Here is a 22,449-nt window from a genome sequence, read left to right as displayed (position 1 = left end):
TTAAGCAGGGGAGTGGGAACTAATTTTTAACTAATTCATCTACTTTTTCAAGGACGAAAATGCCGCTATTTCTAATATTTTCAACAACTTGTTGCAATACTTCTTTATCTTGAACGAGTGCAATACGTACGAAGCCTTCTCCATGAGGTCCAAATGCATGACCAGGTGTAACAACGACATTCGCACGATCCATTAATGCATAAGCGAAGTCTAGAGAAGTCCATCCTTGTGGAATTTCAGCCCAGACAAACATACTACCAGCTGGCTTATCGACATTCCAGCCAAATGTTCGGAATCCATCGACTAAAGTATCTCTCCGTTCTTGATAAATATCGCGGTTTTTCTCACAAAATGCAGCGCCATTTCTTAGTGCTACAGATGCCGCTTTTTGAATTGGTAAAAATACACCGTAATCGGTATTAGATTTAAATTGAGTAAGTGCACGAACAATTTCTTCGTTTCCAATCATATATCCAATACGGCTACCTGCTAAACTATAACTTTTTGACAAAGAATTGATTTCTACACCAACTTCTTTAGCACCAGGTACAGAGAGAAAGCTAATTGGCTTATTACCATCGAAATAAAATTCAGCATAAGCAAAATCATGGACAACGATAATATTATGCTTTTTCGCGAATGCGATTACTTCTTTAAAGAAATCTTCATGAGCCATTGCTGGAACGGGATTCCCTGGGAAGTTTAAAATCATCATCTTCGCTTGATCGGCAATTTCTTCAGGGATGACTTCTAAGTCTGGTAAGAAATCATTCTCTTTCTTTAAAGGCATGTAGTAAGATGTTGCACCAGCCATTTGAATACCTGTTTCATAAGCTGTATATCCTGGATCAGGAACTAATATAATATCACCTGGATTTGCATAAACCATAGGTAAATGAACGAGCCCGTCTTGTGAACCCATTAATAATAAAACTTCTTTATCCGCATTTAATAAAACGTTATGAGCGTTGTTGTAATATTCAGTTACAGCTTCGTGAAATTCTTGAATACCTGATAATGTATACCCATAGCTCTCTTTTTCACTCGCTGTATGTACCATTGTTTCTCTTACAAAATCAGCGGGCGGCATATCAGGATTTCCGATGCTCAAATCAATCATGTTATGACCTGCTGCAATTTTTTCTTTTTTATAGGCTCCTAATTCACTAAATATAGAAGATTGGAATGCTTTCATTCTAGTTGCTAACGTGTAAGTCATCAAAACCCCTCCTAAAAACAGTGCTTTCATTCTGCGTTTTTAATTATTCTGAAAACACATGTTTACATTTTATCATTTTTTTATGAAAATTAAAACGATTGACAAATTTAGAGGAAGGATTAGCCTATTTTGAAAAGTAACGATGTAAATAGCGTAGATGTGTTAATTGAAATGTCTATTATAGGATTCATTTTATATAACTTAAGATATTTTCTAGTTTTTATTAAGTATATTTCTCATGTTTTGAATGAAAAAGAATACGAAAACAAGGGCTATTTTTGTGGACGATTTCTAAAGTGAAATAACGCAGAAAATATTTTCTGCGTCTCCTCTGAAATGTAATCATTTCTTTTTATATGTGCATAATTTTTCGGCTGTCAAAAAGTATACATTTAATGTACCGTCGGCAACTTTTAAAGTTTGGTCCGATGTAAATGAATTACCATAATCAATGTGATATATATTAGAATTTTTGACAAATGAGCCTTTGTATAAATCGTCTTTATTCTTTGTTGTTTGCATTTCTACTAAATTTTGCACAATTTCCTCTTTATTTTCTTTTTTGACAACTGTTTCAAATTTATAATATACAGGGCATTCACCTTTTTTATTGTCAACGACTTCCCAAGAACCGTATATATTGTTATTGCTGCATCCACTAAGTAGGATGATTAGTATAGGAATTGTAAGTAGAACCTTTTTCATTTTGTGCTCCTTTCTTTTAAATTTGAATAAACGTGCGAATACGATAGGGATATTATAATAAATAAAGTTTAAATTTTTTTAAAGAATTATTTAATTTCATATAAAAATTTAGGAGAAATTAAATAAGCATGAATCTAGTGTAAAGTGAGATTCATGCTAGTACTATAGCCTATGTTATGTCTTTTTTGAGGATAAATAAAGAGGAAAGCAGAATTACTATTCCATTTAATATATATACGCTTGCGATCATAAAGGCTAACGTACCTGCGCCAAATCCTGCTTTATCGAATATAGAAGCAAATGTTGCGATAGTCAAAAAGATAATGGGAGTCAGTAGTAAAAATATGAAACCTGCCACGATTCTTTTTTTAAAACTATGTCCAGATAAGGAAATGGCTAAAAAGTTTAGGATGCTAAACAGAGCAATTGCAAAGAGCAGGACAATAAATACTTGGATGCCATCAGACATTTTACCACTCCTTTTATAAAGAGTACTTTTTATAATCTATTCGAAATAAAAGGGGGATACTCCTTTAGGTAATTTGAATAAACGTAATAAATAGGCGTATTATAAAACAAAGAAGTATGGATTCAATATTTTAGACCCATACTTCTTTGTTTATTTTATAAATTTGCAGGTTGCGAATGCTGTTTTTCATAATGTTTCTGCTTAGAAAGGGAAATAGAAATAATCAATAATGAAACGACTCCAAAGATGAGAACCATATATTGTAACCCAATTGTATCTAAGAAGAAGCCTGTGCCAAGTAAGACGATTTGGAACATAACCCTCTCAAACATATTACGGAATGAGAAGAGGCGACCGTGATAACTTTTTTCCACTTTCGTTTGGAAAATCGTCGACATAATAGGGAAGAAGCAGCCAACACTAAACCCAAACAAACCAAATGATGTAAGAGCCATCCATTTTATATCGCTAAAGAACAATGACAGATGTGCAAAAGCAGTACAAACTGCGAAGAAATATAGTAATTTTTCAGGTTTGAAATGATCAGATAGACGTTTAATTACGAAGGCACCTAACATAAATGCGACACCTTCAATTGTATATATGAACCCTTTAATCGTAGGATCATGTTGCATTTCGCTAATGTTAATAACCATTAAATTAAACCCAGCTATAAATAATAGAGGGATGATACTTAATATAAGTGCTGTAAAAGCAATAGGAATTCCTTTTAAAATACGAAATACTTCCATAAAGCTATTATCTTTTGCAGCTTGTTTACTTGGTGTTGTTGATTTCTTGTCTTCGAATTGTAGGAAGAAAGTCGAGAGGAATAATAAGGCGTATGCTGCCATTGAGAAGGCATACATGTACTGTAAACTCATCACAACTAAAAGAATTCCACCTAGTGAAGTGCCTGCAATACGAGCAATTGTACCAACATTCATATGTACACCGTTCATTTGTAATAACTCATGCTCACGTACGATGAGTGGAATTACAGATTGTAATGCAGGGAAATAAAATGCTGCTGAAATTTGAAGAGCAACCATAAATGCGATCATAAATGCGATACTTTCAAATTGAATAGCAAAAAACATGAAAATAACACTTAAAACTCGACCAAACCCAGCGTAAAGAAGAACTTTTTTCTTTTCATACTGATCGATGACACGGCCAGCCATAGGTCCAACTAGAACACCGGCTAATAGTCCGATAAATAATATAACTGATTTCATGAAATCAGAAGGGACATATTTTTGCATAAATTCAAGGTTGCCAAGAATACCAAGCCATAATCCTAGACCTGCAATAAACTCCCCAATTAGAACAATCCAAACGTTTTTATTACGCCACATAACATAAAACCTCTCCGTCTTTTAAAATGAAAAACGCGTATATAAAACCTCCTTATTTATGTAGTATTTTTATACGAACTTTTTTAGAGTCAGAGTCTATATTACGTGTTTCATAATTGGATTTCAATCTTTTTGATTTGTCAAAAACTTGATGTGTTAATTGATGAAATAAGTGAATCAAAACGTAAAAAATTTATGATTAAAGCTAATAGAAAGTAAGGGGACATATAAAAAAGCAAGAACGTATAACTACGCCTCGCTTTTCTCAAGTACAAAATTAAATATTAGATTCACTTAGCAACATTTACGCTCTTGTCCAATAGCTAAAGCGCTAAAAGATAGTGGGCCAACAACTTCTGCGCTTGCACCACTAGTAAGGTTTTCTACAGTTAATGAATATTCGTGTGTTCCACTGCTAACGTTTTGATCTATAGCTTGAAATGTTTGTACATAGAATTGTTCAGAATCTGTAGATTCAATACCTACTTGTGCATTAAAAATTTCAATATTATCACGGAAAATTCGGAATAAAACTTGTGAAGTCTCAGTTATACCTTCTACACCAATTGTAGCGATTAATTCTACTCGATTATTACGTGAATCTCTACTTGAAATTCGCAATTTCAAATTTGCTAAAATTGCTTTATTTGGAGAAGCTGGGATTGCAAAAGTTGTTTCACCAGTTTTACTAATAGGTTGAGTAGCTTGGTAATCAATGATATGAGTCATATTCTTCACCTCCTCATATACTAGAATATGAAAATAGTGAATAATTAGTTTGGACAAATACTAGATTATTTAATAGAGTCAACAATAATTATTGAAAAGAAGAAATTCACATAAAAGCATTAAGAATATATCACAATAAGATGATATTTTTCTTAATGCTTTTTGTAATTAAGCAGAATATTCTTCTTTACGTACTTCAAAAAATTCATTACGTCGTAAGTAATTATAAATTTTCTCTGAAACCTCTTCTTCTTCAGACACTAAGAAACGATGATCAAAAGCGTAGAAAGATTGACCTTTAATTAATTTTACGTAATACATATTAAACGCCTCCTGACACTAGATTATTACTTGCTTCATATTATGATGGCCTATATGTCTGCTAAAAATACTTGGAGTTTCAAAGGGGATAAGTAAAGAGATGAAAGAGCTTACAATTCTGTAAGGTTTATGTCACCTTTTTCGATAGTTTGTATTTACCAGTCTCTTCTATAATGCAAATAGGTTACATAAAATAAGGGGGTAAAAAGATGGATGAAATAATTGGAGAAGTTGTGGCTGGTATTTGTGAATTTGTAGTGGAAGTAACAGCGGATGCTATAGGAAATTTAGTTTCTGGAAATGATGAGGAAAAAGAAACATTATAATAATTTGTAAAAGAATAAAGTTGATCAAATTATAAAGGCTGATTTCTAAAGGGAAATCAGCTTTTTTATTTTTTACATTATATTAACTTAATTTGAATATTCATTTGTTATCATATTTAAGAAGCCTATATAAGGAGGTGAATAAACAAATATGTCGAATTCAGGGCCTGATTTATCTGTTTCTCGTTTGATTGTGGTAAATATAGAAGAAAAAGAATATCATTTTATTGTTCGTGAACATCCGATTGTAGGGAAATTTATATCGCTATTTGAAAATGGGAAAGAATACGGTTTAATAGATAAACAAATCGCTAATAAAGATAAATTTATTACATCGGAGCTTACTAAGTTAGATTATTTTAATATAGATGTTTTATATCTTACACCTGGGTGGATATGGATTGGTATGGATCAATTTGGTTTACATGCTCGTGAGGCTACTTATAACGAAGTAGATGTTATTATGAAGTTGAAAGAGGATTTATATTATATAGATATATACGAAGAAATAAAAATGTAGTAAATATTTATTCAGGTTAGGGGGGAAGTTCCCATAGCCTTTTTTTTGTTTAATAATAAAATGCAAAATTATATTATTTTAATGAAAGGTAAATATGATAAGAAGTGAGATGAAAAGAGGATTTGAAAATACATTAAGAGAATTGTAATAATTATATGAGTCGTATATGTAAATAACAATAGAAAGAAGATGATAATATGAGTAAAGAAGAGCTTGTGAAAAAACAGTTTGGCAGCAATGCAGATAAATATGTAAATAGTAAAATACATGCTAAAGGACTGGATTTACAATATGTAGTTCAACAAGTTGAGTCTCGTCATAATAATCGTCTTCTTGATGTTGCTACTGGTGGCGGGCATGTGGCAAATATGTTAGCACCTATGTTTGAAGAAGTAGTTGCACTTGATTTAACAGAACAGATGTTAGAAAAAGCAAAAGTTTTTATAAAGCAGAATGGTCATGAAAATGTATCTTTTGTAGCAGGAAATGCAGAGAATTTACCATTTGCAGCCCATTTTTTTGATACAATTACATGCCGGATTGCAGCCCATCATTTTACGAGTCCGGCTCAATTTATTTATGAAGTAAATCGTACGTTGGAGGATAATGGATTATTCATCTTAATAGATAATGTTTCGCCAGAAAATAATGAATATGATACATTTTATAATTTTATAGAAAAAAAGCGTGACCCAAGTCATGAACGAGCTCTAAAAAAGACAGAATGGCTTACTTTATTAGAAAAAAACGGTTTGCAAATGCAGTCATGTCTTACTTTTGATAAGAAGTTTGATTTTGACTGGTGGTGTAATATGATGGATGTCCCTTTACAAAAGCGTGAAAAATTAACAGAATGTATGATGAAAGCACCAAACGAAATGAAGGGATATTTTAATATTCAATTTAAAAATAATAAAGTAGAATCGTTCTATACTGAAATGGCTATGTTTATATGTAAAAAAAGTACAACGTTAAAAAGATAAATGTGTTGCAGTCTTTCTGAAGTACGATATACTTAGTACAGAGAAACTGAGAATTGAGGAATAGTTATAATGATTCGTGTACGCATTGAAGGTACTGAGGAAGAAATGCTTGAATTTATGGGGAAAATGCCAGACATTCCTGGATTTGAAAAGACACATATGAGAGAGCCGAGAAAAGGAAATAACCCGAAATACGATTCAAGTAAAAATGTACTTGCATATTTGTCTTATAAAAAGATTGAAGTCGCCAATAAATAGGCGGCTTTTTTAGTTTGCGCTGTTTCACCGCCTTGTCTTTTTCACATAATAATAATAGTAGATTATGCTGAAGAGGGGTGAGAATAGTTAATAAGAAAATTATCTTTTTTGGAGACTTTGGTATTGATGACGCCGTAGCGTTAATTTATGCAAATAAAACATGTAAATTAGATATTCTAGGTATTGTTGCTGAGTACGGGAATGTATCACGAGATATCGTTACGGAAAATGTTTATTTTTTAGAAAGGTATTATGCTACACAAGTGAAAATTATTGAAGGTGCGAGTAGACCGATGACAGCTGAAGAGCCTTTGTTTTTCCCTGAAATCCACGGGGATCACGGTTTAGGTCCTATTATTCCACCTGAGATGAGAATTTGTAAACGAGAAAATTTTTGTGAATTAATCAAATTAATCGAACCTTGTCCAGAAGATATTATAATTGTGGCGACAGGGAGACTAACGACGCTTGCTACGTTATTTTTATTGTATCCAAATATAATGGATCGTATTTGTTCGTATTATATAATGGGCGGCGCTTTCCTATTTCCAGGTAATGTCACACCAGTATCTGAAGCGAATTTTTATGGTGATCCAATTGCAGCAAATATTGTTATGAAATATGCGAAAAACGCTAGCATATACCCGTTAAATGTAACACAGGGCGCGCTTATTACGCCTGAAATGGCCAATATAATAGATAAACAAGGAACTGGACAGGCGAAACTTATTAAACCAATGATTGATTTTTATTATGAGAACTTTTATAAAAAAGAATATCCGGGTATTGGTGGAAGTCCTATACACGATTTACTACCGTTTATCTCGTTTATAGATGACAGTATTTTCGAATATAAAAAATCGGCAGTGTGGATTAGTACGACAAATGATGTGACTAGGGGCCAAAGTGTAGCAGACTTTAGAAAAATAGCTGAGCCAACAAGGTTTGATAATCGGCCGATTCAAAGAATTGCTGTTGGTTTTAACTATGCAGCTTTTAAAGAAGAGTTTATGCGAACAATATTGAAGCCAGATTGTCCTTAATGTGTGTAATAACAAGTCGGATAAATCGTTAGTTTAAAAAAAAGGTTTAATCTGTGTGTATTATTCTCAAAAATCTTAAAGTTGAACAACATGAATAACTTATGAAAAATGTCACATAACTAATGGTAAGCAATTGTTTCTAATTATATTTTGATTGGTGAAATGTAAAGGAGGTTATTATATGATTTGGTCTTTAATCGTCGGTGGTATATTAGGATGGCTTGCGAGCTTAATTACTGGAAAGGACGTACCTGGTGGTGTCATTGGTAATATTATTGCTGGTATTATCGGTTCTTGGGTTGGTTCGAAATTACTTGGTAGTTTTGGTCCAGTCATTGGCGGATATGCAATTATTCCAGCTTTAATCGGTGCGATCATTTTAATTTTCATTGTAAGCTTCTTATTACGAGCAATGCGAAAATGAATGTAAGGACTGTTTACATTTGTAAGCAGTCCTTTTTATATGTTATGCTAGTATTATACAATCAGGAGGTGTCAGCATTGAAAACATTTACAGTAAATTTCCATCAAGAAGATAATGCTAAAGCGACAACAGTACATAAATTAAGTGAAGAGGACTTCAACAAAGCAACAGAAAAAGGCACTCGTCATCTATTTGATTTAGATACAAACGTTGGATTCTTCGTATTCTTTGACGCAGAAGATGCAGAAGGAAACGATCAATACTTAATGTTACAATACGAAGGTGATCATGAAGAGCCAACTGCGTGCTACGGATTTGATTTAAAACTATACTATCAATTTTTAGCACTGTACTTAAACGATCTTGAGTTCCAAGGTGAAACAGATGAGGAAGAGGAAGAATACGGTCCAATTCATCATTTAGCGCATTTACTTTATCATATTGTTGAAGATGGTAAATCAATCGAAGTGTAATATACATATTTGAAGCTGCCCTTTTTGGGCAGCTTTTTTATATGACATTAGAATGGTGTACTGTGAGCTAAATAAAGTGAAACTTTAATCAGTGGGGGTTTTGTTCATCCCCACTGATTATCAGCCCTCACCAATCGGGCTTTTACGGACAGCAGGGCCCCCACCTAACTTCTTTGTTTCCGCTGAATTTTGAGGTGGGGATCTTACTGCCCGGTAAATAGCGGGATAAATTAATAATAGAAATTTATTTATTACTTTCATGTTAGCATCGTAAAACACCTGTTATAATGATTGTAATTAAATTCATGGAGGCTAATTCTATGCTTGTAGATGTAAAAGCTTTTATTAAAGCTGCAGGTTTAACATGTATTTCATCATTAAGTGGAGATAACACGTTTGCTTATAATTTTGAAACTGTAAAAAATACTATCGCTACATTTTTTAAGAAGCTAAGATTTACCGTATAATTTTATTTCAATCAGTAGGAAAAGAGTAATCACTTCCTACTGGTTTTTTTCTGTTTCAAGGAGCTGTTGTGAGAGCATGTTTTAAGTTATAGATAGAGGATATTATCATTGAGAAGAGAAGGTTTAAATAAGGAGATGAAAATGGTTTCGTTTATCAAGAGGTAGTTACTTCGGATATAACAGACTTGGTTACTTTTTAGAAACAGCTTTTGTAATATATTTTGTACAAGCTTTTGGAGAGAGTGAAGCACTGACTTTTTGGAACAAACATAATTTGAAAAGTAATGTAATGGGTTGGTTAACGAAATGAATAAGATGCAATAGGGGGTAAAAATGATGAAAATATATTTAAAAATAGTTATGTTATTTTTGGTGTTTACATGTATGTTTGCGCTAGTCGCATGTAAAGGGACAGACGAAAAAAAGGAAACAAATCCAACCTCGGAAAATAATAAAAATGAACAAAGTAATTTTTCAGAAGAACAGAAAAATCCTGAAGCAAAACCAAGCAATGAAAAAACAACAAAACCATCGCCTGACCCAGATTCGAAAAATAGAACACTTAATCAAAAATCAATTAACCACGTTAAAGATTTGTTTGAACTCGCAAAAGAAGGAAAAGTACCTAATGTACCATTTGGAGCCCATACAGGGGATATTGAAGAAATTGAAAAAGCGTGGGGGAAAGCAAATAAAACCGAATATGCAGGGAACGGAATGTACGCAACTTTTACAAATAAAAATATTGTTTTCGGATTTAATAAAGGGTCACAAGTTTTTGATGTACGCTCATATCATGCAGAACTAAAATTGATTACATTACAAGAAATTGAAAAAGCATTAGGAAAACCATCTTCAGTTAAAGAGAATGGTGAAGATAAAATATATGTATACAAAGTAAATAACCAGTATGAGCTGAAATTTGTCATTCCAAAATCGACTGGTAAGGTAGATCATATTTCTGTATTTTCACCAGAGGATAGTATTAATAAAATGGCAGGATAAGAAATTAAGTGATTTCAAAAACACCTCACTTTCCTTAAGTGAGGTGTTTTTAGTTGTAAATAAGGAACGTCTCCTGCCATATAAAACATACTTTCATACGCGAAATACTTCACTTTTGTTTTTTAATATTCATCCAATAAGAAATATTGATCTACTGAAAAAGTAGTAACCTATAAATTATGTGTAGGCTGGTTCATGATTTTTTTACGTTCTAAATTTTGAACAAACAGTGCTTGAACAATACCTCCAATTAATAAGAAACTAGCACAAATATAAAACAGCATACTTCCATTTAACTTACTTAATAAAACTGCACCAATAACTGGTCCGCACGTTCGAGATATATCCCAGTGTATACCGTAAATTGAAAAATATAAACCACGTTTATTGTGAGGTGCAATTTCTGAAACGAATCGTAATAAGTGGTTTAGAGCAATACTTTCTCCAATGACTAAAAAGAGTAAGGTGAAGAATAACGACAATAACGTCGTTGAATAACTAAAGCCAACTGCAGCTATTGTATAGCAGGCGTAAGAAATAAGGATGATTTTCGCCATAGAAAATCGTTCAGACCATTTTACGAGGAAGATTTGTAGTATGATTTCCAAAATGGCTTTGCATGTTGAAATAAATGCGAGTATGAATACGAGATTAGGAAATACATGTTCTGCAAAAATACGATAATTCGTCTCAGTTTGTGCATAAAAAAAGCTAATAGGAAGTGTAGAAACCATAAGACCGAATATAGCATAATGTTTAAAAATAAATTGCTTTGGTGAACTTGCCTCAACTGTTTGTTTCGACTTACTCATAGGTGGAACGGTTTCTGGGAGCTGGGTCCAAACAACAACGGCATATATCGTAAGGGTTACACTTTGCACGATAAATAAATATTCTGGGTGAGTATTATAAAAACATGCACCGATTAAAGGGCCGACTACGGATCCAATTGCTCCCATCGTTTGTAGGAGAGCAAAAATTTCTGCTTGCTGCTCTTGTTTTGTTAAATCAGCAATTTGTGCACGCTGAGCTGGAATGTATAAGGAACGGCCAATACCATTAATGACATATAACAGTGCAAATATATAAACAGATTGAGCGAAAACGAAACTGCCGATTGCAACACCTTGTAGTAATAATCCGAGTAACATAATCTTTTTTCGGCCATATTTATCAGTAATTCCTCCAGCAATAAGTGTAAATAAAATGTCTGAAAGTGGCTGTAATCCGAAAATTAGCATAGTTATAATTACATTGCCGTTTAACATTTTATTGACGTAAATAATCATAATGAGAGCTAACATAGATTCAGTCGTTCGGGTTAATAATTCACCACACAATCTAATAAAAATAGGTTTATTGTAACGAAGTAAGAGATAATTCAATATTAATTCCTCCTTTCTATATTGAAATGATAAGATGAAAGGAGAGTTGGAAAAAGGGTAGAGACTATAGGGAGGATTTTTCACCTTTTAGGGGGAGTATGATGTTTATTTTAGATCAATACATTGAACTATGGATTGCTTATGGAAAAGGAAAAAAAGAGGGAGAACGATTGGAAGTAACAGTGCAAAATATATCTGGTACATTATTTTGTACAGAGCGCAATAGTAAATTAATTATAAAAAAATTAGATGAGTTAAATTGGATCAAGTGGTTTCCAGGTCGCGGCAGAGGAAATCGGTCTAAGTTAATATTTCAAAAGCACCCGATATCTTTAATTTTAGATAGAGGAAAAGAAATAACGAAAAAAGGGGATGTGAAAAGCGGAAGTATATTTGTGGAACGCTATAGCTCACATTTTCCATCAGTAAAGGGAGAATATCATTCCTGGGTGGATTCAATATTTGGTCATAAGGTTGAAATGACATCTGAAGGGAGAAGAGATGTACTCCGGTTGCAAGTACAAATGAATTTAGATATCACATTAAATCCTGTATACGCTACAATGCGCTCAGAATGCCATATGGTAAAACATATATTCGACACACTCGTGTATGTAGACGGTAATACAAACATTATAGAGCCAAGACTTGCATTTCACTGGGAATATAATGACGCTGAAAAAATATGGACGTTTTACTTACGAAAAGGAGTTCACTTTCATAATGGAAAACAACTTACTGCACATGATGTTATATACTCGTTGAATCGATTTATAAAGCTGGAAAATAATGCACACGCATGGATGTTACAACACGTTGAAAGTATCCGTTCAGTGGATGACTACGTTTTCGAAATTCAATTACATACAGAAAATCGAATGTTTTTACATATGCTAAGTGCAGAACAGTGTTCTATCGTGAATGAAGATGAAGCAGGAGGGCTAATTGGAACCGGGCCTTTTCAATTATATAAAAGTAATGAAAATCTGTTCATTTTAGAAGGACATCCTTTATATTTTCGTGAAAGACCTTTTTTAGATCGTGTTGAGTTGTGGAATGTAGAACAAGGTGTAGGTACATACGATGTTTTAGTAAAGGCGCAGTATAAAGATAAAGAAAAACATAATAAAGAATTGTCTCGGCTTGAGTCGAACGTGACATATATAACATGTAATCTTACGAAAGAAGGACCAATGCAAGATGAGTTATTTCGGAAAGCGTTATATAACATCATTCATGGTTATACAATCGTTCAAGAACTCGGCGGAGAACGTGAAGAAGTGGCAAAAAAACTAATATTAGCAGGTGAAAGCATTGTAGAGATTGAGGAAGATGTAGAAAGTTTAATTAAAAGGAGTACTTATCATAATGAAGTGCTACAACTCTACACATTTACAGGACGAGATCATGTTGAAGATGCACAGTGGATACAAAAAGAGTGTGCGAAATATGGGATTCGTGTAGAAAATAATTTTCTTGATATAGAAGAGCTATTGGAAGTAAGTACGATACAAAAGGCCGATATGATGCATGATAGTGCCACAATCAGTGAACGAATAGAAGATAGTCTATTATATATGTTTCTTACAAAAAATAGTTTTATTCATGGACAAAGCAGCATGGACTTTCATGAAAAGTTGTCTCCTTATTTTAGACAAGAAGAATTAGAGAAAAGAGTTACACTGTTACGCGATATCGAGGATACTTTGTTACGTCAAATTCATATTATTCCTTTATATCGTAATAAACAAGAGGTAAGTACACATGAAAAAGTTCAAAATATAATGATTAATTCACAAGGTTGGATTGATTTTTATAATATTTGGTTTAAGTCTTGATATATAAGGGCTTTTGCACATTTTCATAAGGTGTGTAAGAGCCTTTTTTGTATGTAGGAATAGGTTTGTTTTACACATTGTTACGCTACTTGTGATAAAAGTCTATTTACAGCGTAACAGTGTTATGTTACATTGTTATCGGGAAGGAGTGTTATACAGTTGAGTACAGATTTAATTTCAAAAAAAGATTTATTAGAACTAACTGGTATTTCATATGGACAGTTATATAGGTGGAAAAGAAAAAATTTAATTCCGGAAGATTGGTTTGTACGAAAATCAACGTTTACAGGTCAAGAGACATTTTTTCCGAAAGAAAAGATATTAGAGCGTATCGATAAAATCCAAACGATGAAAGAGGATTTATCACTTGATGAACTAGCTAACATGTTTTCACCGAGTGTGAGAGAAATTCTTTTAACAAAGGAAGACATTTTACGCAAGGGGATTGCATCAGAACCAGTTTTACAATTTTTCATAGAACAAACGAATAAAAGAGCAGATTTTCAATTTGTAGATATTCTTTATGTGTACATGTTAGAAGAATTACTACAATCAGGAGAGATTAGTTTAGAAGAAGGAAAAATGGTCTTGCAAGTTTTACGTGAAAATTATGAAGCAATTAAACATAAAACTTGTGACTTAATCATTGTCCGAAAGTTAGGGATTTCTACATGTTTATTAGTTTCAAACGTGGACGATTTAATTTTTGAAAAAGGCACCAAAATCGTTTTACGCGAAGCGATTATGAAATATACCGAAGCATTAAAAACTAAATTGTTGTAGTGGAGGAGAAAGTATGCGTACAGATAATTTGATTATAAATGGTTACGGTTCATCGAATGGCGGCGAGTTTCATAAAGTGCAATTAAACGGAAAAGGAACTGTGAATGGAAATGTTGAATGTGAGCAATTTGAATGTAACGGTTACGGTGCAGTTACTGGCAATTTGAAAAGTAGCAGTGCACGAATTAGCGGATCTGGTAAAGTTGATGGCACAGTTCATGCTGAAACGATGCGAATTGATGGAAAAGCAACAATTACGCAAAATGTAAAAGCAAACAGTTTGAAAATTGCAGGAAAAGGTACGATAGGTGGAAATGTCACTGGTGAAGAATTTAAAGTCAATGGTCAAGCTACAATTGACGGTAATTGTGAAGTGGATACTTTTTCTTCAGAAGGACAATTTACAATCGGTGGTTTATTAAGCGCAGATGAAATTAATATAAATATTCACGGTACATGTCGAGCGAAAGAAATTGGTGGTCAAACGATTAAAGTAAGACATAGATCAGGTACATTTAGTAGGCTATTTAAAACAGTATTTGGCTTGCAGTTAGAAGCTGAACTATTAGAAGGTGACAATATCGATATTGATTATGCTCACATAAGAACGGTAAGAGGAAACAATGTTACAGTAGGAGCAAACTGTGAGATTGAACTGATTGAATATACCGGTGTTCTTACTGTTGATAAAAATGCAAATGTAAAAGAAATTAAGCAGGTTTAACGGAAGGGAGAAATCAGTATGGAACATCCACATAGTCTCACAGTAAATGGTTCTGGTAATTCAGCAGGCGGAGATTATAATAAAGTGAAGATTCGCGGTGAAGGAACAATTACGAATGATATGAGTTGCAATGAGTTTAAAACGTACGGAACGAGTGATGTACGCGGTAATGTGAAAGTGAAAAACTATGTCGTGTATGGAGATAACGAAGTACAAGGAAATGTAGATGCGGAATATGTAAAAGTATATGGTAATACACAAATTCATGGTGATGCTCATATTGAAAAAACAAAAGTTAGAGGTATGATAGATATTGAAGGAAAGTTTTCAGGTGATTTCGTAGATGTAAAAGGTGCTTTAAATGTAAAGGGAGATATTGAAGTAGAAGATTTATCATTAACTGGTGGTCTTGAAAGTGATGGATTACTTAATGCTGAAAATATTCAAATCTCACTTCGTTATGAAGGCAGTAAGGTAAGAGAAATTGGTGGTAAAAAAATTACCGTTCGTAAAAAAGCGAGATTTATTCCTTTTACTAGTCATGCTGGAAACCTCCAAACTTCAATTGTTGAAGGAGATGATATCTATTTAGAACATACGATTGCTGAAGTTGTAAGAGGCAACAACGTCACAATTGGTCCTGGATGTGAAATTAGTGTTGTAGAATATCATACTAGTTTTAATCAAAAAGGTAATGCAGTCGTAAAAGAACATAAACAAATATAAGTAGTATGAGGGAGAGCAAGAGATATGGTTGAGAAGAATAATAAGCTCGGCTTTGTTGTGGCGGGCTTATTGCTAGGTATTTTAATGGCATCGATGGATAATACCATTGTCGTAACGGCGATGGGAACAATCGTTGGTGACTTAGGAGGCCTCGAAAACTTTGTATGGGTCGTTTCTGCCTATATGGTCGCAGAAATGGCAGGCATGCCTATTTTCGGTAAGCTATCAGATATGTATGGTAGAAAGAGATTCTTTATTTTCGGTTTAATTGTCTTTATGATTGGTTCGGCACTTTGTGGTACTGCTGAAAATATTACACAGTTAGGTATTTATCGTGCCATTCAAGGTATTGGCGGCGGGGCATTAGTGCCGATCGCGTTTACTATCGTTTTTGATATTTTTCCACCTGAAAAACGCGGGAAAATGGGTGGTTTATTCGGAGCTGTATTTGGATTATCTAGTATTTTCGGGCCATTACTTGGCGCATATATTACCGATTATATTAGCTGGCACTGGGTATTTTATATTAACTTACCACTTGGCATTTTAGCACTTATTTTTATTACATTCTTTTATAAAGAATCACGCGTTCATAGAAAGCAAAAGATTGATTGGTTTGGCGCAATTACTTTAGTTGGTGCAGTAGTTTCTTTAATGTTTGCGCTTGAACTAGGCGGACAAAAATATGATTGGGATTCTAGCTTTATTTTAAGTTTATTTGGTGGATTCGCTATTTTAATCATCGCATTCATTTTTATTGAACGAAAAGTAGAAGAACCAATTATTTCATTTGAGATGTTTAAGCAGCGCTTATTCGGAATGAGTACAATTATTGCATTATGTTACGGTGCTGCATTTATGTCAGCAACTGTTTACATTCCGTTATTCATTCAAGGTGTATACGGCGGGACTGCAACAAACTCAGGATTATTACTTTTACCTATGATGCTAGGATCAGTCGTAACAGCGCAGTTAGGTGGATTTTTAACGACTAAGCTGAGCTACCGAAACATTATGATTATTTCTGCTGTTATTATGTTAATCGGATTATTCTTATTAAGTACATTAACGCCAGAAACAAGTCGTGCATTATTAACGGTTTATATGATTATTATCGGATTTGGAGTAGGTTTCTCATTCTCTGTACTAAGTATGGCTTCAATTCATAACTTCGGTATGGAACAGCGTGGATCTGCGACTTCAACGAGTAACTTCATTCGTTCATTAGGAATGACACTAGGTATTACAATCTTCGGAATGATCCAAAGAACAGGTTTCCAAGATCAATTAGAAGAAGCATTTAAAGGGATGAGCGGGGGAATGAATACAAAATTAGGGGATTCAAGAGCCATTTTATCAGAATCGGCAAGATCTCAAATCCCTCCGCAAATATTAGATAAGATTATTGACGCTCTTTCTAGTTCAATTGTTCAAACATTCATGTGGGCATTGGTACCAGCTGGATTAGCATTCATATTCATTTTCTTTATGGGAAATGAGCGTATGGTAATTAAGAAAGAACAAATGAATAAAAAGAGTGAAACATCAAAAGCGTAATGAAAAATCTCCTTTCCAATTGGAAAGGAGATTTTTCGTATGTACGGTGTTAGATTAGCCTTCGATAATTTCGTATTCTTCGTCTGCAAGTAATAAAATTTGCGTTTTCTTGCCTTTGTTTTGAACTTCGATTACATCGTATGCGCCTAAGTCTCTTACTTTGCTTTGAGAAGCGTTAACCATAACTTCAATAGAATCAATTAAGATATCTTCTTCAATATATGATTCAGGCAATGCCATATCTTCAGTATCTAATACACACGCATATAGATTTTGTAAATTTTCAGTAGTTGGGTTTTGTTCCTCAACATCAATGATATTTTTTACTGCATCCATATTTTCTTCTTTTGCTTGGTACACTTTAATTTTAGCCATAATTTTAATCTCCTTTATAACGTAATCGTAGAGGCTACACCTCATTATAACGTTTTTTTTATGAAAGATGAAATTGTTATATGTATTTATAGTAAAAATTATGTGTCATTACTCAAAATTGGTGTAATTTCCATATAAATGTACAAGTAGGTAACGATAATGTTACGTTAAAGTTATATTGTCCAAGCTTGTCTTATTTTCTTCTCATATATATATGTAGTAGCAATTCTATATAGAGAAGGGATGGAGTGTAAGTGGGTTGTGAACCGAGAGTTTCTAGAGATTTTGTTCAAGTACCTGAACTGGTAGGTTTTCGATTACTTTTATCACATCCAGCTGGAGACCCTTTAAACTACGGATTATTATTTATTAATTTTCCTGATACGATTTTTATTTTTATATTGGCATCAAGCGGATACCTTGCCATTTCGAACTGTTTAAAAATAGAGGGCGGAACTGGTGATGCCGAAATAGAAGAGATGAAAAAATGATAGAGGATGACGATAATACGTACAAGTCAGTTGTTAAATTGACTAAAGTATATAAGAACGGTGAGACGGAATCTTTTATTTATAAAAATGAGTTATAATACATGTATTTAAATGCACCCTCAAACTATTGTTGAGGGTTGTTACATAATTAATTATGTTGGTCCTTTAAGCCATTTGTTAACGAGTAAGAAATATATTTATTGTTGACTTATTTTATAGGTTGATCATTTCATAGTTAGTAGATGTTATAATCATTTTATGTTTACTGATATTTTATAAATATTCGAAGTTTCAATTTAATAGTCAATTGCTTTTATGATGAACAGGTGGGTGTGTATATGAATACGAATTATGGAGCGCTCATGAAAATGTTAAGAGTGGTTGATTCTAAAGAAGGCGGGAATGTAAATGATATATGAAGCGAATATACATACAAGAAAAAAACTAGTTTCTATGTTTGAGGATTTCAATAACGTTGTTTTACTTTCTTATTTACAAGGGCATATGGGTACTGCTTGGGTAAATGATCTTGAAAATCCAACAGTAGCACAAGTTACGGTAGGAATTTTTACATTTTACGCTGGAGACCCAAATACGAAAGAAACAGAAGAGTTATTACGTAATATTCCAGAAAGAATTTTAGTTATCGTAAATAGTGAAGAGTGGAAACAACGCTTAGAAACATTCCATGAAAGAAAAATAGATAAGTTTTTACGTTATAAATTCAAACGAAATCCAGAAGTTTTTAATCGTTCAAAATTACAATCTTTTATATCAGCACTTCCAAAAGAATATGAGTTAAGAAGAATAGATGAGCATATCGCAAATAGCCCCAAATTACATAAGATATCTGAAGATTTTACAAGTCAATTTCATTCGATAGAAGATTATATAAACCGTGGTATAGGTTATAGCATTTTATATAATGGAGAAGTTGTATGCGGTGCATCCTCCTATAGTATTTATAATGATGGGATTGAAATTGAAGTTGCGACTGATCACAATCATAGAAGAGAGGGCTTGGCAACTGTAGTTAGTGCAGCTATTATATTGGATTGCTTAGAAAATGGAAAGTATCCAAACTGGGACGCAGCGAATACTACATCTGCTAAACTAGCAGAAAAGTTAGGATATGAATTTGATAAGGCATATGATACTTATTTTGTAGATAATAGATGAGTGAAGGAGTTACATACTAAAAAATACATGCGCCCTAGTACGTAAGTCTAGGGCGCATGTATTAGTTGGTAAATATCTTCATAACAATTTTATCACATTTTATCTTTTGAATGTTTGGAATTAAAGATATTTATGTGACTTTTTGAAAAAATAAAAGAGCAGTTAGCAAAAGCTAACTGCTCTTCTCCATTCCCCCTTGGAGAAATACAATCATGTTACCTATAGTATTGACAGAACATTGAGTTTTAATCAGCCATTTATAAAAGGAGAGATAAAATATCTTTGATTAATCCTTAGCTCCGATTAGGAGTACTGATAGAAAAACGATTGAGAATATATTTTTTTATTACATTTACAATTTGAAGAGTAGAACGTGTTTATCGTAATTCTCCAAACACCAATTATATTTTTTTAGAATGATTGGATGGACTGCTTCTTTCGTAGTATCGACTTCAGTATATCCATATTTCTTATAAAAGTTTTCTAATTCCTCAAAAGGAAGACAATATACATTTTGTATTTGTGATTTTTTTGCAGTTTCTACTAAAAATGAAACAAGCTTACCAGCTAATTGTAGCCCTCTAAATTGAGGCAGAATAAAAATTCCGCCCATTTCTAAAGTATCTTCATCTATTTGGACTAATCGGCCAACACCTGCATACTCGTTGTTATATGTAATAATTGCAACTTTATCTCTCTTTAAATCACTCCGTACAAATCCTATTGAGTCATATTGGTTATTAATCCATTCTAAATCGTTAGATGTGGCCAATTGAATACTCATATACATCCTCCTTCGGAATACTAGCGCTCTCTTCATTATATAGAACATAAGATACTATATCAAAAGAACCTTGAGATAGCACATTTGTTTAAGTTATTAGTTAAAAGTGTGGGATTGCTGGCATTGAAATGATGGCTTCACCAAACATAGGATAATAATCTTGTGAATTTAGTGTTACATAGTCAAAATAAAAATTAGTTTATGTGTTCGGTAACGCACGATTGTTTAAGTGTAGAGAAAATCATAGGGTTATTTTAATTAGTAGCTACTGTATTCATTGAAGCTATTAAGGAAATGTGGTAATCGCCAGCCCTAGTGATACAAATCATATTAGGATTTAGTAAAAAAAATTCTTCCTGAAAAAGAGGGGGATTAAAGATAAGAGCACTTCGAAAAGTGCCCTTCAGTAACGACTACTCATTCTAAAAAGAAAGGATGCAATATATCATATGAAGTTAAGTGTATTTAAGTATGGGTCTTTTATATAAATGTGAAATAAAAGAGGGTTGTCTTCTTATTAGAAGGCAGCTTTTTGTTATTACAAAAAAGAATTAGAAATAAAATATAAATTCAGTTACTTGTCCAAACAATTTTTTTGAAAATACATAAAATGCTAGTAGTTAGCCAATATTTTTATATTGCTAATTTTTTAGACTAAAAGGGGTGATTTTATGTGTGATTGTGAAGTTTGTAGAAGAAAGAAAAAACGTGATCCATTAAATCGGGGTTCTGAACCAAAAAAACAGGATTCCGAATCAGTAAATTCTTATTCATTTAGTAAAAATGCAAATTTTTTAGAAGAAGCTATACAAACAGATGAAATCGATCAAGTTTCTGAGGAATATATTGAAATAGTAGATTCAGCAGATGTACAAGTTACTACTACAGATACAAAAGCTGCACTATCTATCCAAGCCGCGTTACAAGCAGCTATTGTGGTTGTAGTAAGTATTTCTATAGCAGATAGTGAAAAGGCAGATAAAATAACACAAGAATTGTTTCAAAAATCATCTATTAAACAAATTAATAGACAAAAAACATTTATTAAAAATTCCAGAAACGTAACCGTAACAACTACTGATACAGATATTGCAGTGAATATTCAAATTCTTCTTCAAATTTTATTAGCGTTACTAGTTAAACTAAACATTTTATAAAGTGTCTATCCTATTTATATTTAGCTATAAGGGTTCACTCTAAGTAAATATTTTTTGTTGTAATATGTGGTACAAGCTTGGACTTTCTCATTATGACTGAATTAATATTCAAAATTGATGGGAAATTAAGTATGGAAAACTACACAATAACAAAGGTGGACCTATTATTTAACAGTGAATAAAACTTATATATGTGAAGTAAAGGAAAGCTGTCTTCGTATTAGAAGACAGCTTTTTGATTTTATTAGTAAAAAGCCGTGAAAATAAAAGATTAAGTTACTTGTCCAAGCATTTTTTATTTAAATACATATAATGCTGGTAGTTAATCTAAATTTTTATAGAAAACTGATAGGAGTGAATATTGTAAATGGATGATTTAAATAAATTTTCTTCCTTTAAGTTTGATAAGGATCAAAAGAATATAATTATAGACCTTTTACTCTCAGATATTTTTAATAGGCATGGGATAAATGAAGAAAAACTAAAAAATTTATCGCCAGAAAAAAAGCAGCAAATTAAAAGTATTGTTTCTGAAATACAATCACAAGTTAATAATTATTTAGATTGAAAGGGGGTGAATGTATGAAAAAAACATGTCATTCAGATGAAAATAAAAAGTGGAGTGCATTAGACTCCTCAAATCCTCATCCATCTTTTAAAAATGCTACCGTTTCAGAAGCTGCAGTACAAGAAAGTAAAACTTACCAAATTTCTGAAGAATCTATTACAATTGTAGATTCAGCAGATGTAGAAGTTACGACTACAGATACAAAAGCTGCGTTATCTATTCAAGCTGCATTACAAGCAGCTATCGTGGTTATAATAAGTATTTCTATAGCAGATAGTGAAAAAGCTGACCGTGTAGCACAAGAATTGTTTCAAAAATCATCTATTAAACAAATTAATAAACAAGAAACTGTTATTAGAAATTCTAGAAATGTTACAGTTACGACTACAGATACAGACATAGCAGTAAATGTTCAAATTCTTCTCCAAATTTTATTAGCTTTACTAGTAAAATTAAATATTTTATAAAATGTTTAACCTTCTTTAGATATAGTGCATCTTACAGGTAAATATTCACTGTTTTAATTATAGTACAGGCTATAAATATTTATCATAACTGGACTAATATTCAACATCACCAAAG

Annotated in this window: 26 protein-coding genes and 2 pseudogenes; 19 read left to right on the top strand and 9 right to left on the bottom strand. The window is 32.7% G+C overall.

Going from position 1 to position 22,449, the window contains the following annotated elements:
- Nucleotides 1-19: 19 nt before the first annotated feature.
- The 6 genes from D1166_RS08685 to D1166_RS08660 all read right to left on the bottom strand — a co-directional run bounded on the left by D1166_RS08685 (nt 20) and on the right by D1166_RS08660 (nt 4,801).
- Nucleotides 20-1,219: an LL-diaminopimelate aminotransferase gene (locus D1166_RS08685; RefSeq protein WP_118043277.1), complete on the bottom strand. Its 1,200-nt coding sequence runs from the start codon at nt 1,217-1,219 to the stop codon at nt 20-22.
- 342 nt (nt 1,220-1,561) lie between these two features.
- Nucleotides 1,562-1,924: a hypothetical protein gene (locus tag D1166_RS08680; protein ID WP_097856299.1), complete on the bottom strand. Its 363-nt coding sequence runs from the start codon at nt 1,922-1,924 to the stop codon at nt 1,562-1,564.
- Nucleotides 1,925-2,093: 169 nt separating this feature from the next.
- Nucleotides 2,094-2,393 carry a hypothetical protein gene (locus tag D1166_RS08675; protein ID WP_001279473.1) on the bottom strand — a complete coding sequence of 100 codons (300 nt, stop codon included), beginning with the start codon at nt 2,391-2,393 and terminating at the stop codon, nt 2,094-2,096.
- 155 nt (nt 2,394-2,548) lie between these two features.
- Nucleotides 2,549-3,751 carry an MFS transporter gene (locus tag D1166_RS08670; RefSeq protein ID WP_118043276.1) on the bottom strand — a complete coding sequence of 401 codons (1,203 nt, stop codon included), beginning with the start codon at nt 3,749-3,751 and terminating at the stop codon, nt 2,549-2,551.
- A 294-nt stretch (nt 3,752-4,045) separates the two neighbouring features.
- Nucleotides 4,046-4,480 carry an exosporium protein ExsC gene (gene exsC, locus D1166_RS08665; RefSeq protein WP_000148797.1) on the bottom strand — a complete coding sequence of 145 codons (435 nt, stop codon included), beginning with the start codon at nt 4,478-4,480 and terminating at the stop codon, nt 4,046-4,048.
- 168 nt (nt 4,481-4,648) lie between these two features.
- On the bottom strand, nt 4,649-4,801 hold the full coding sequence (locus D1166_RS08660) for a YqbF domain-containing protein (RefSeq protein WP_000291905.1): 153 nt from the start codon (nt 4,799-4,801) through the stop codon (nt 4,649-4,651).
- A gap of 477 nt (nt 4,802-5,278) precedes the next feature.
- Here D1166_RS08660 and D1166_RS08655 point away from each other — a divergent pair, with 477 nt between their 5' ends.
- From D1166_RS08655 to D1166_RS08615, 9 genes and pseudogenes are all read left to right on the top strand, one after another.
- Nucleotides 5,279-5,647 carry a hypothetical protein gene (locus D1166_RS08655; protein ID WP_000071478.1) on the top strand — a complete coding sequence of 123 codons (369 nt, stop codon included), beginning with the start codon at nt 5,279-5,281 and terminating at the stop codon, nt 5,645-5,647.
- A gap of 197 nt (nt 5,648-5,844) precedes the next feature.
- Entirely contained in the window at nt 5,845-6,630 is a 786-nt protein-coding gene (locus tag D1166_RS08650; RefSeq protein WP_097856301.1) for a class I SAM-dependent methyltransferase, read from the top strand.
- Between the two features lie 69 nt (nt 6,631-6,699).
- A complete protein-coding gene (locus tag D1166_RS08645; RefSeq protein ID WP_000621885.1) occupies nt 6,700-6,888 on the top strand; it encodes a DUF3970 family protein in 189 nt (62 codons plus the stop codon).
- 77 nt (nt 6,889-6,965) lie between these two features.
- A complete protein-coding gene (locus D1166_RS08640) occupies nt 6,966-7,931 on the top strand; it encodes a nucleoside hydrolase (protein ID WP_001223680.1) in 966 nt (321 codons plus the stop codon).
- 181 nt (nt 7,932-8,112) lie between these two features.
- Nucleotides 8,113-8,355: a GlsB/YeaQ/YmgE family stress response membrane protein gene (locus D1166_RS08635; RefSeq protein ID WP_000638306.1), complete on the top strand. Its 243-nt coding sequence runs from the start codon at nt 8,113-8,115 to the stop codon at nt 8,353-8,355.
- Between the two features lie 77 nt (nt 8,356-8,432).
- Entirely contained in the window at nt 8,433-8,828 is a 396-nt protein-coding gene (locus tag D1166_RS08630; protein ID WP_000847587.1) for a hypothetical protein, read from the top strand.
- A gap of 320 nt (nt 8,829-9,148) precedes the next feature.
- Entirely contained in the window at nt 9,149-9,295 is a 147-nt protein-coding gene (locus D1166_RS08625; RefSeq protein WP_000959548.1) for a hypothetical protein, read from the top strand.
- Between the two features lie 139 nt (nt 9,296-9,434).
- Nucleotides 9,435-9,605: pseudogene (locus D1166_RS08620) on the top strand (aminopeptidase); the annotation flags it as partial.
- 23 nt (nt 9,606-9,628) lie between these two features.
- Nucleotides 9,629-10,300 carry a YjgB family protein gene (locus D1166_RS08615; RefSeq protein WP_002098287.1) on the top strand — a complete coding sequence of 224 codons (672 nt, stop codon included), beginning with the start codon at nt 9,629-9,631 and terminating at the stop codon, nt 10,298-10,300.
- A 170-nt stretch (nt 10,301-10,470) separates the two neighbouring features.
- Here the strand turns inward: D1166_RS08615 and D1166_RS08610 are convergent, their stop codons facing one another.
- On the bottom strand, nt 10,471-11,685 hold the full coding sequence (locus D1166_RS08610; RefSeq protein WP_097855953.1) for an MDR family MFS transporter: 1,215 nt from the start codon (nt 11,683-11,685) through the stop codon (nt 10,471-10,473).
- 101 nt (nt 11,686-11,786) lie between these two features.
- Here D1166_RS08610 and D1166_RS08605 point away from each other — a divergent pair, with 101 nt between their 5' ends.
- From D1166_RS08605 to D1166_RS08585, 5 genes are all read left to right on the top strand, one after another.
- Nucleotides 11,787-13,523, top strand: a complete 1,737-nt coding sequence (locus D1166_RS08605; protein WP_097861594.1) for an ABC transporter substrate-binding protein — start codon at nt 11,787-11,789, stop codon at nt 13,521-13,523.
- Nucleotides 13,524-13,682: 159 nt separating this feature from the next.
- Nucleotides 13,683-14,306, top strand: a complete 624-nt coding sequence (locus D1166_RS08600) for a YhbD family protein (protein WP_000102244.1) — start codon at nt 13,683-13,685, stop codon at nt 14,304-14,306.
- A gap of 13 nt (nt 14,307-14,319) precedes the next feature.
- On the top strand, nt 14,320-15,030 hold the full coding sequence (locus tag D1166_RS08595; protein WP_097855955.1) for a bactofilin family protein: 711 nt from the start codon (nt 14,320-14,322) through the stop codon (nt 15,028-15,030).
- An 18-nt stretch (nt 15,031-15,048) separates the two neighbouring features.
- Nucleotides 15,049-15,756, top strand: coding sequence for a polymer-forming cytoskeletal protein (locus D1166_RS08590; RefSeq protein WP_000400908.1), 708 nt, complete (start codon nt 15,049-15,051; stop codon nt 15,754-15,756).
- A gap of 24 nt (nt 15,757-15,780) precedes the next feature.
- Nucleotides 15,781-17,313 (top strand): MDR family MFS transporter, encoded by a 1,533-nt coding sequence (locus tag D1166_RS08585; RefSeq protein WP_000229618.1) that lies wholly within the window; start codon nt 15,781-15,783, stop codon nt 17,311-17,313.
- A 54-nt stretch (nt 17,314-17,367) separates the two neighbouring features.
- Here the strand turns inward: D1166_RS08585 and D1166_RS08580 are convergent, their stop codons facing one another.
- The gene (locus tag D1166_RS08580; protein WP_001062731.1) at nt 17,368-17,688 is read right to left on the bottom strand and encodes a hypothetical protein; all 321 of its coding nucleotides are present in this window, start codon (nt 17,686-17,688) and stop codon (nt 17,368-17,370) included.
- Nucleotides 17,689-17,951: 263 nt separating this feature from the next.
- Between D1166_RS08580 and D1166_RS08575 the strand changes: the two are divergent.
- Nucleotides 17,952-18,277 (top strand): annotated as a pseudogene (locus tag D1166_RS08575) (BC_2878 family exosporium-associated protein); the annotation flags it as partial.
- Nucleotides 18,278-18,587: 310 nt separating this feature from the next.
- Nucleotides 18,588-19,358 (top strand): GNAT family N-acetyltransferase, encoded by a 771-nt coding sequence (locus tag D1166_RS08570; protein ID WP_000638734.1) that lies wholly within the window; start codon nt 18,588-18,590, stop codon nt 19,356-19,358.
- A 352-nt stretch (nt 19,359-19,710) separates the two neighbouring features.
- Here the strand turns inward: D1166_RS08570 and D1166_RS08565 are convergent, their stop codons facing one another.
- Nucleotides 19,711-20,142, bottom strand: coding sequence for a GNAT family N-acetyltransferase (locus tag D1166_RS08565; RefSeq protein WP_097855956.1), 432 nt, complete (start codon nt 20,140-20,142; stop codon nt 19,711-19,713).
- Nucleotides 20,143-20,813: 671 nt separating this feature from the next.
- Between D1166_RS08565 and D1166_RS08560 the strand changes: the two genes are divergently transcribed.
- The 3 genes from D1166_RS08560 to D1166_RS08550 all read left to right on the top strand — a co-directional run bounded on the left by D1166_RS08560 (nt 20,814) and on the right by D1166_RS08550 (nt 22,334).
- Nucleotides 20,814-21,299 carry a spore coat protein gene (locus tag D1166_RS08560; RefSeq protein WP_000332786.1) on the top strand — a complete coding sequence of 162 codons (486 nt, stop codon included), beginning with the start codon at nt 20,814-20,816 and terminating at the stop codon, nt 21,297-21,299.
- Between the two features lie 367 nt (nt 21,300-21,666).
- The gene (locus D1166_RS08555; RefSeq protein ID WP_000342253.1) at nt 21,667-21,867 is read left to right on the top strand and encodes a spore coat protein W; all 201 of its coding nucleotides are present in this window, start codon (nt 21,667-21,669) and stop codon (nt 21,865-21,867) included.
- Nucleotides 21,868-21,881: 14 nt separating this feature from the next.
- Nucleotides 21,882-22,334, top strand: coding sequence for a spore coat protein (locus D1166_RS08550; RefSeq protein ID WP_097855957.1), 453 nt, complete (start codon nt 21,882-21,884; stop codon nt 22,332-22,334).
- Nucleotides 22,335-22,449 lie beyond the last annotated feature (115 nt).

Origin of the sequence: Bacillus sp. ISO11, from assembly GCF_003458115.1 — a bacterium.
Taxonomy (GTDB): Bacteria; Bacillota; Bacilli; order Bacillales; family Bacillaceae_G; genus Bacillus_A; species Bacillus_A cereus.
Note: the sequence above shows the minus strand (reverse complement) of the source record. Positions and strands in the feature narration are given on the sequence as shown.

What these genes read in the sequence shown, in the direction of transcription:
- D1166_RS08685 (WP_118043277.1), bottom strand. Translation starts at nt 1,219, where the DNA reads ATGACTTACACGTTAGCAACTAGAATGAAAGCATTCCAATCTTCTATA.
- D1166_RS08680 (WP_097856299.1), bottom strand. Translation starts at nt 1,924, where the DNA reads ATGAAAAAGGTTCTACTTACAATTCCTATACTAATCATCCTACTTAGT.
- D1166_RS08675 (WP_001279473.1), bottom strand. Translation starts at nt 2,393, where the DNA reads ATGTCTGATGGCATCCAAGTATTTATTGTCCTGCTCTTTGCAATTGCT.
- D1166_RS08670 (WP_118043276.1), bottom strand. Translation starts at nt 3,751, where the DNA reads ATGTGGCGTAATAAAAACGTTTGGATTGTTCTAATTGGGGAGTTTATT.
- exsC (WP_000148797.1), bottom strand. Translation starts at nt 4,480, where the DNA reads ATGACTCATATCATTGATTACCAAGCTACTCAACCTATTAGTAAAACT.
- D1166_RS08660 (WP_000291905.1), bottom strand. Translation starts at nt 4,801, where the DNA reads ATGTATTACGTAAAATTAATTAAAGGTCAATCTTTCTACGCTTTTGAT.
- D1166_RS08655 (WP_000071478.1), top strand. Translation starts at nt 5,279, where the DNA reads ATGTCGAATTCAGGGCCTGATTTATCTGTTTCTCGTTTGATTGTGGTA.
- D1166_RS08650 (WP_097856301.1), top strand. Translation starts at nt 5,845, where the DNA reads ATGAGTAAAGAAGAGCTTGTGAAAAAACAGTTTGGCAGCAATGCAGAT.
- D1166_RS08645 (WP_000621885.1), top strand. Translation starts at nt 6,700, where the DNA reads ATGATTCGTGTACGCATTGAAGGTACTGAGGAAGAAATGCTTGAATTT.
- D1166_RS08635 (WP_000638306.1), top strand. Translation starts at nt 8,113, where the DNA reads ATGATTTGGTCTTTAATCGTCGGTGGTATATTAGGATGGCTTGCGAGC.
- D1166_RS08625 (WP_000959548.1), top strand. Translation starts at nt 9,149, where the DNA reads ATGCTTGTAGATGTAAAAGCTTTTATTAAAGCTGCAGGTTTAACATGT.
- D1166_RS08615 (WP_002098287.1), top strand. Translation starts at nt 9,629, where the DNA reads ATGATGAAAATATATTTAAAAATAGTTATGTTATTTTTGGTGTTTACA.
- D1166_RS08605 (WP_097861594.1), top strand. Translation starts at nt 11,787, where the DNA reads ATGTTTATTTTAGATCAATACATTGAACTATGGATTGCTTATGGAAAA.
- D1166_RS08595 (WP_097855955.1), top strand. Translation starts at nt 14,320, where the DNA reads ATGCGTACAGATAATTTGATTATAAATGGTTACGGTTCATCGAATGGC.
- D1166_RS08590 (WP_000400908.1), top strand. Translation starts at nt 15,049, where the DNA reads ATGGAACATCCACATAGTCTCACAGTAAATGGTTCTGGTAATTCAGCA.
- D1166_RS08585 (WP_000229618.1), top strand. Translation starts at nt 15,781, where the DNA reads ATGGTTGAGAAGAATAATAAGCTCGGCTTTGTTGTGGCGGGCTTATTG.
- D1166_RS08580 (WP_001062731.1), bottom strand. Translation starts at nt 17,688, where the DNA reads ATGGCTAAAATTAAAGTGTACCAAGCAAAAGAAGAAAATATGGATGCA.
- D1166_RS08570 (WP_000638734.1), top strand. Translation starts at nt 18,588, where the DNA reads ATGATATATGAAGCGAATATACATACAAGAAAAAAACTAGTTTCTATG.
- D1166_RS08565 (WP_097855956.1), bottom strand. Translation starts at nt 20,142, where the DNA reads ATGAGTATTCAATTGGCCACATCTAACGATTTAGAATGGATTAATAAC.
- D1166_RS08560 (WP_000332786.1), top strand. Translation starts at nt 20,814, where the DNA reads ATGTGTGATTGTGAAGTTTGTAGAAGAAAGAAAAAACGTGATCCATTA.
- D1166_RS08555 (WP_000342253.1), top strand. Translation starts at nt 21,667, where the DNA reads ATGGATGATTTAAATAAATTTTCTTCCTTTAAGTTTGATAAGGATCAA.
- D1166_RS08550 (WP_097855957.1), top strand. Translation starts at nt 21,882, where the DNA reads ATGAAAAAAACATGTCATTCAGATGAAAATAAAAAGTGGAGTGCATTA.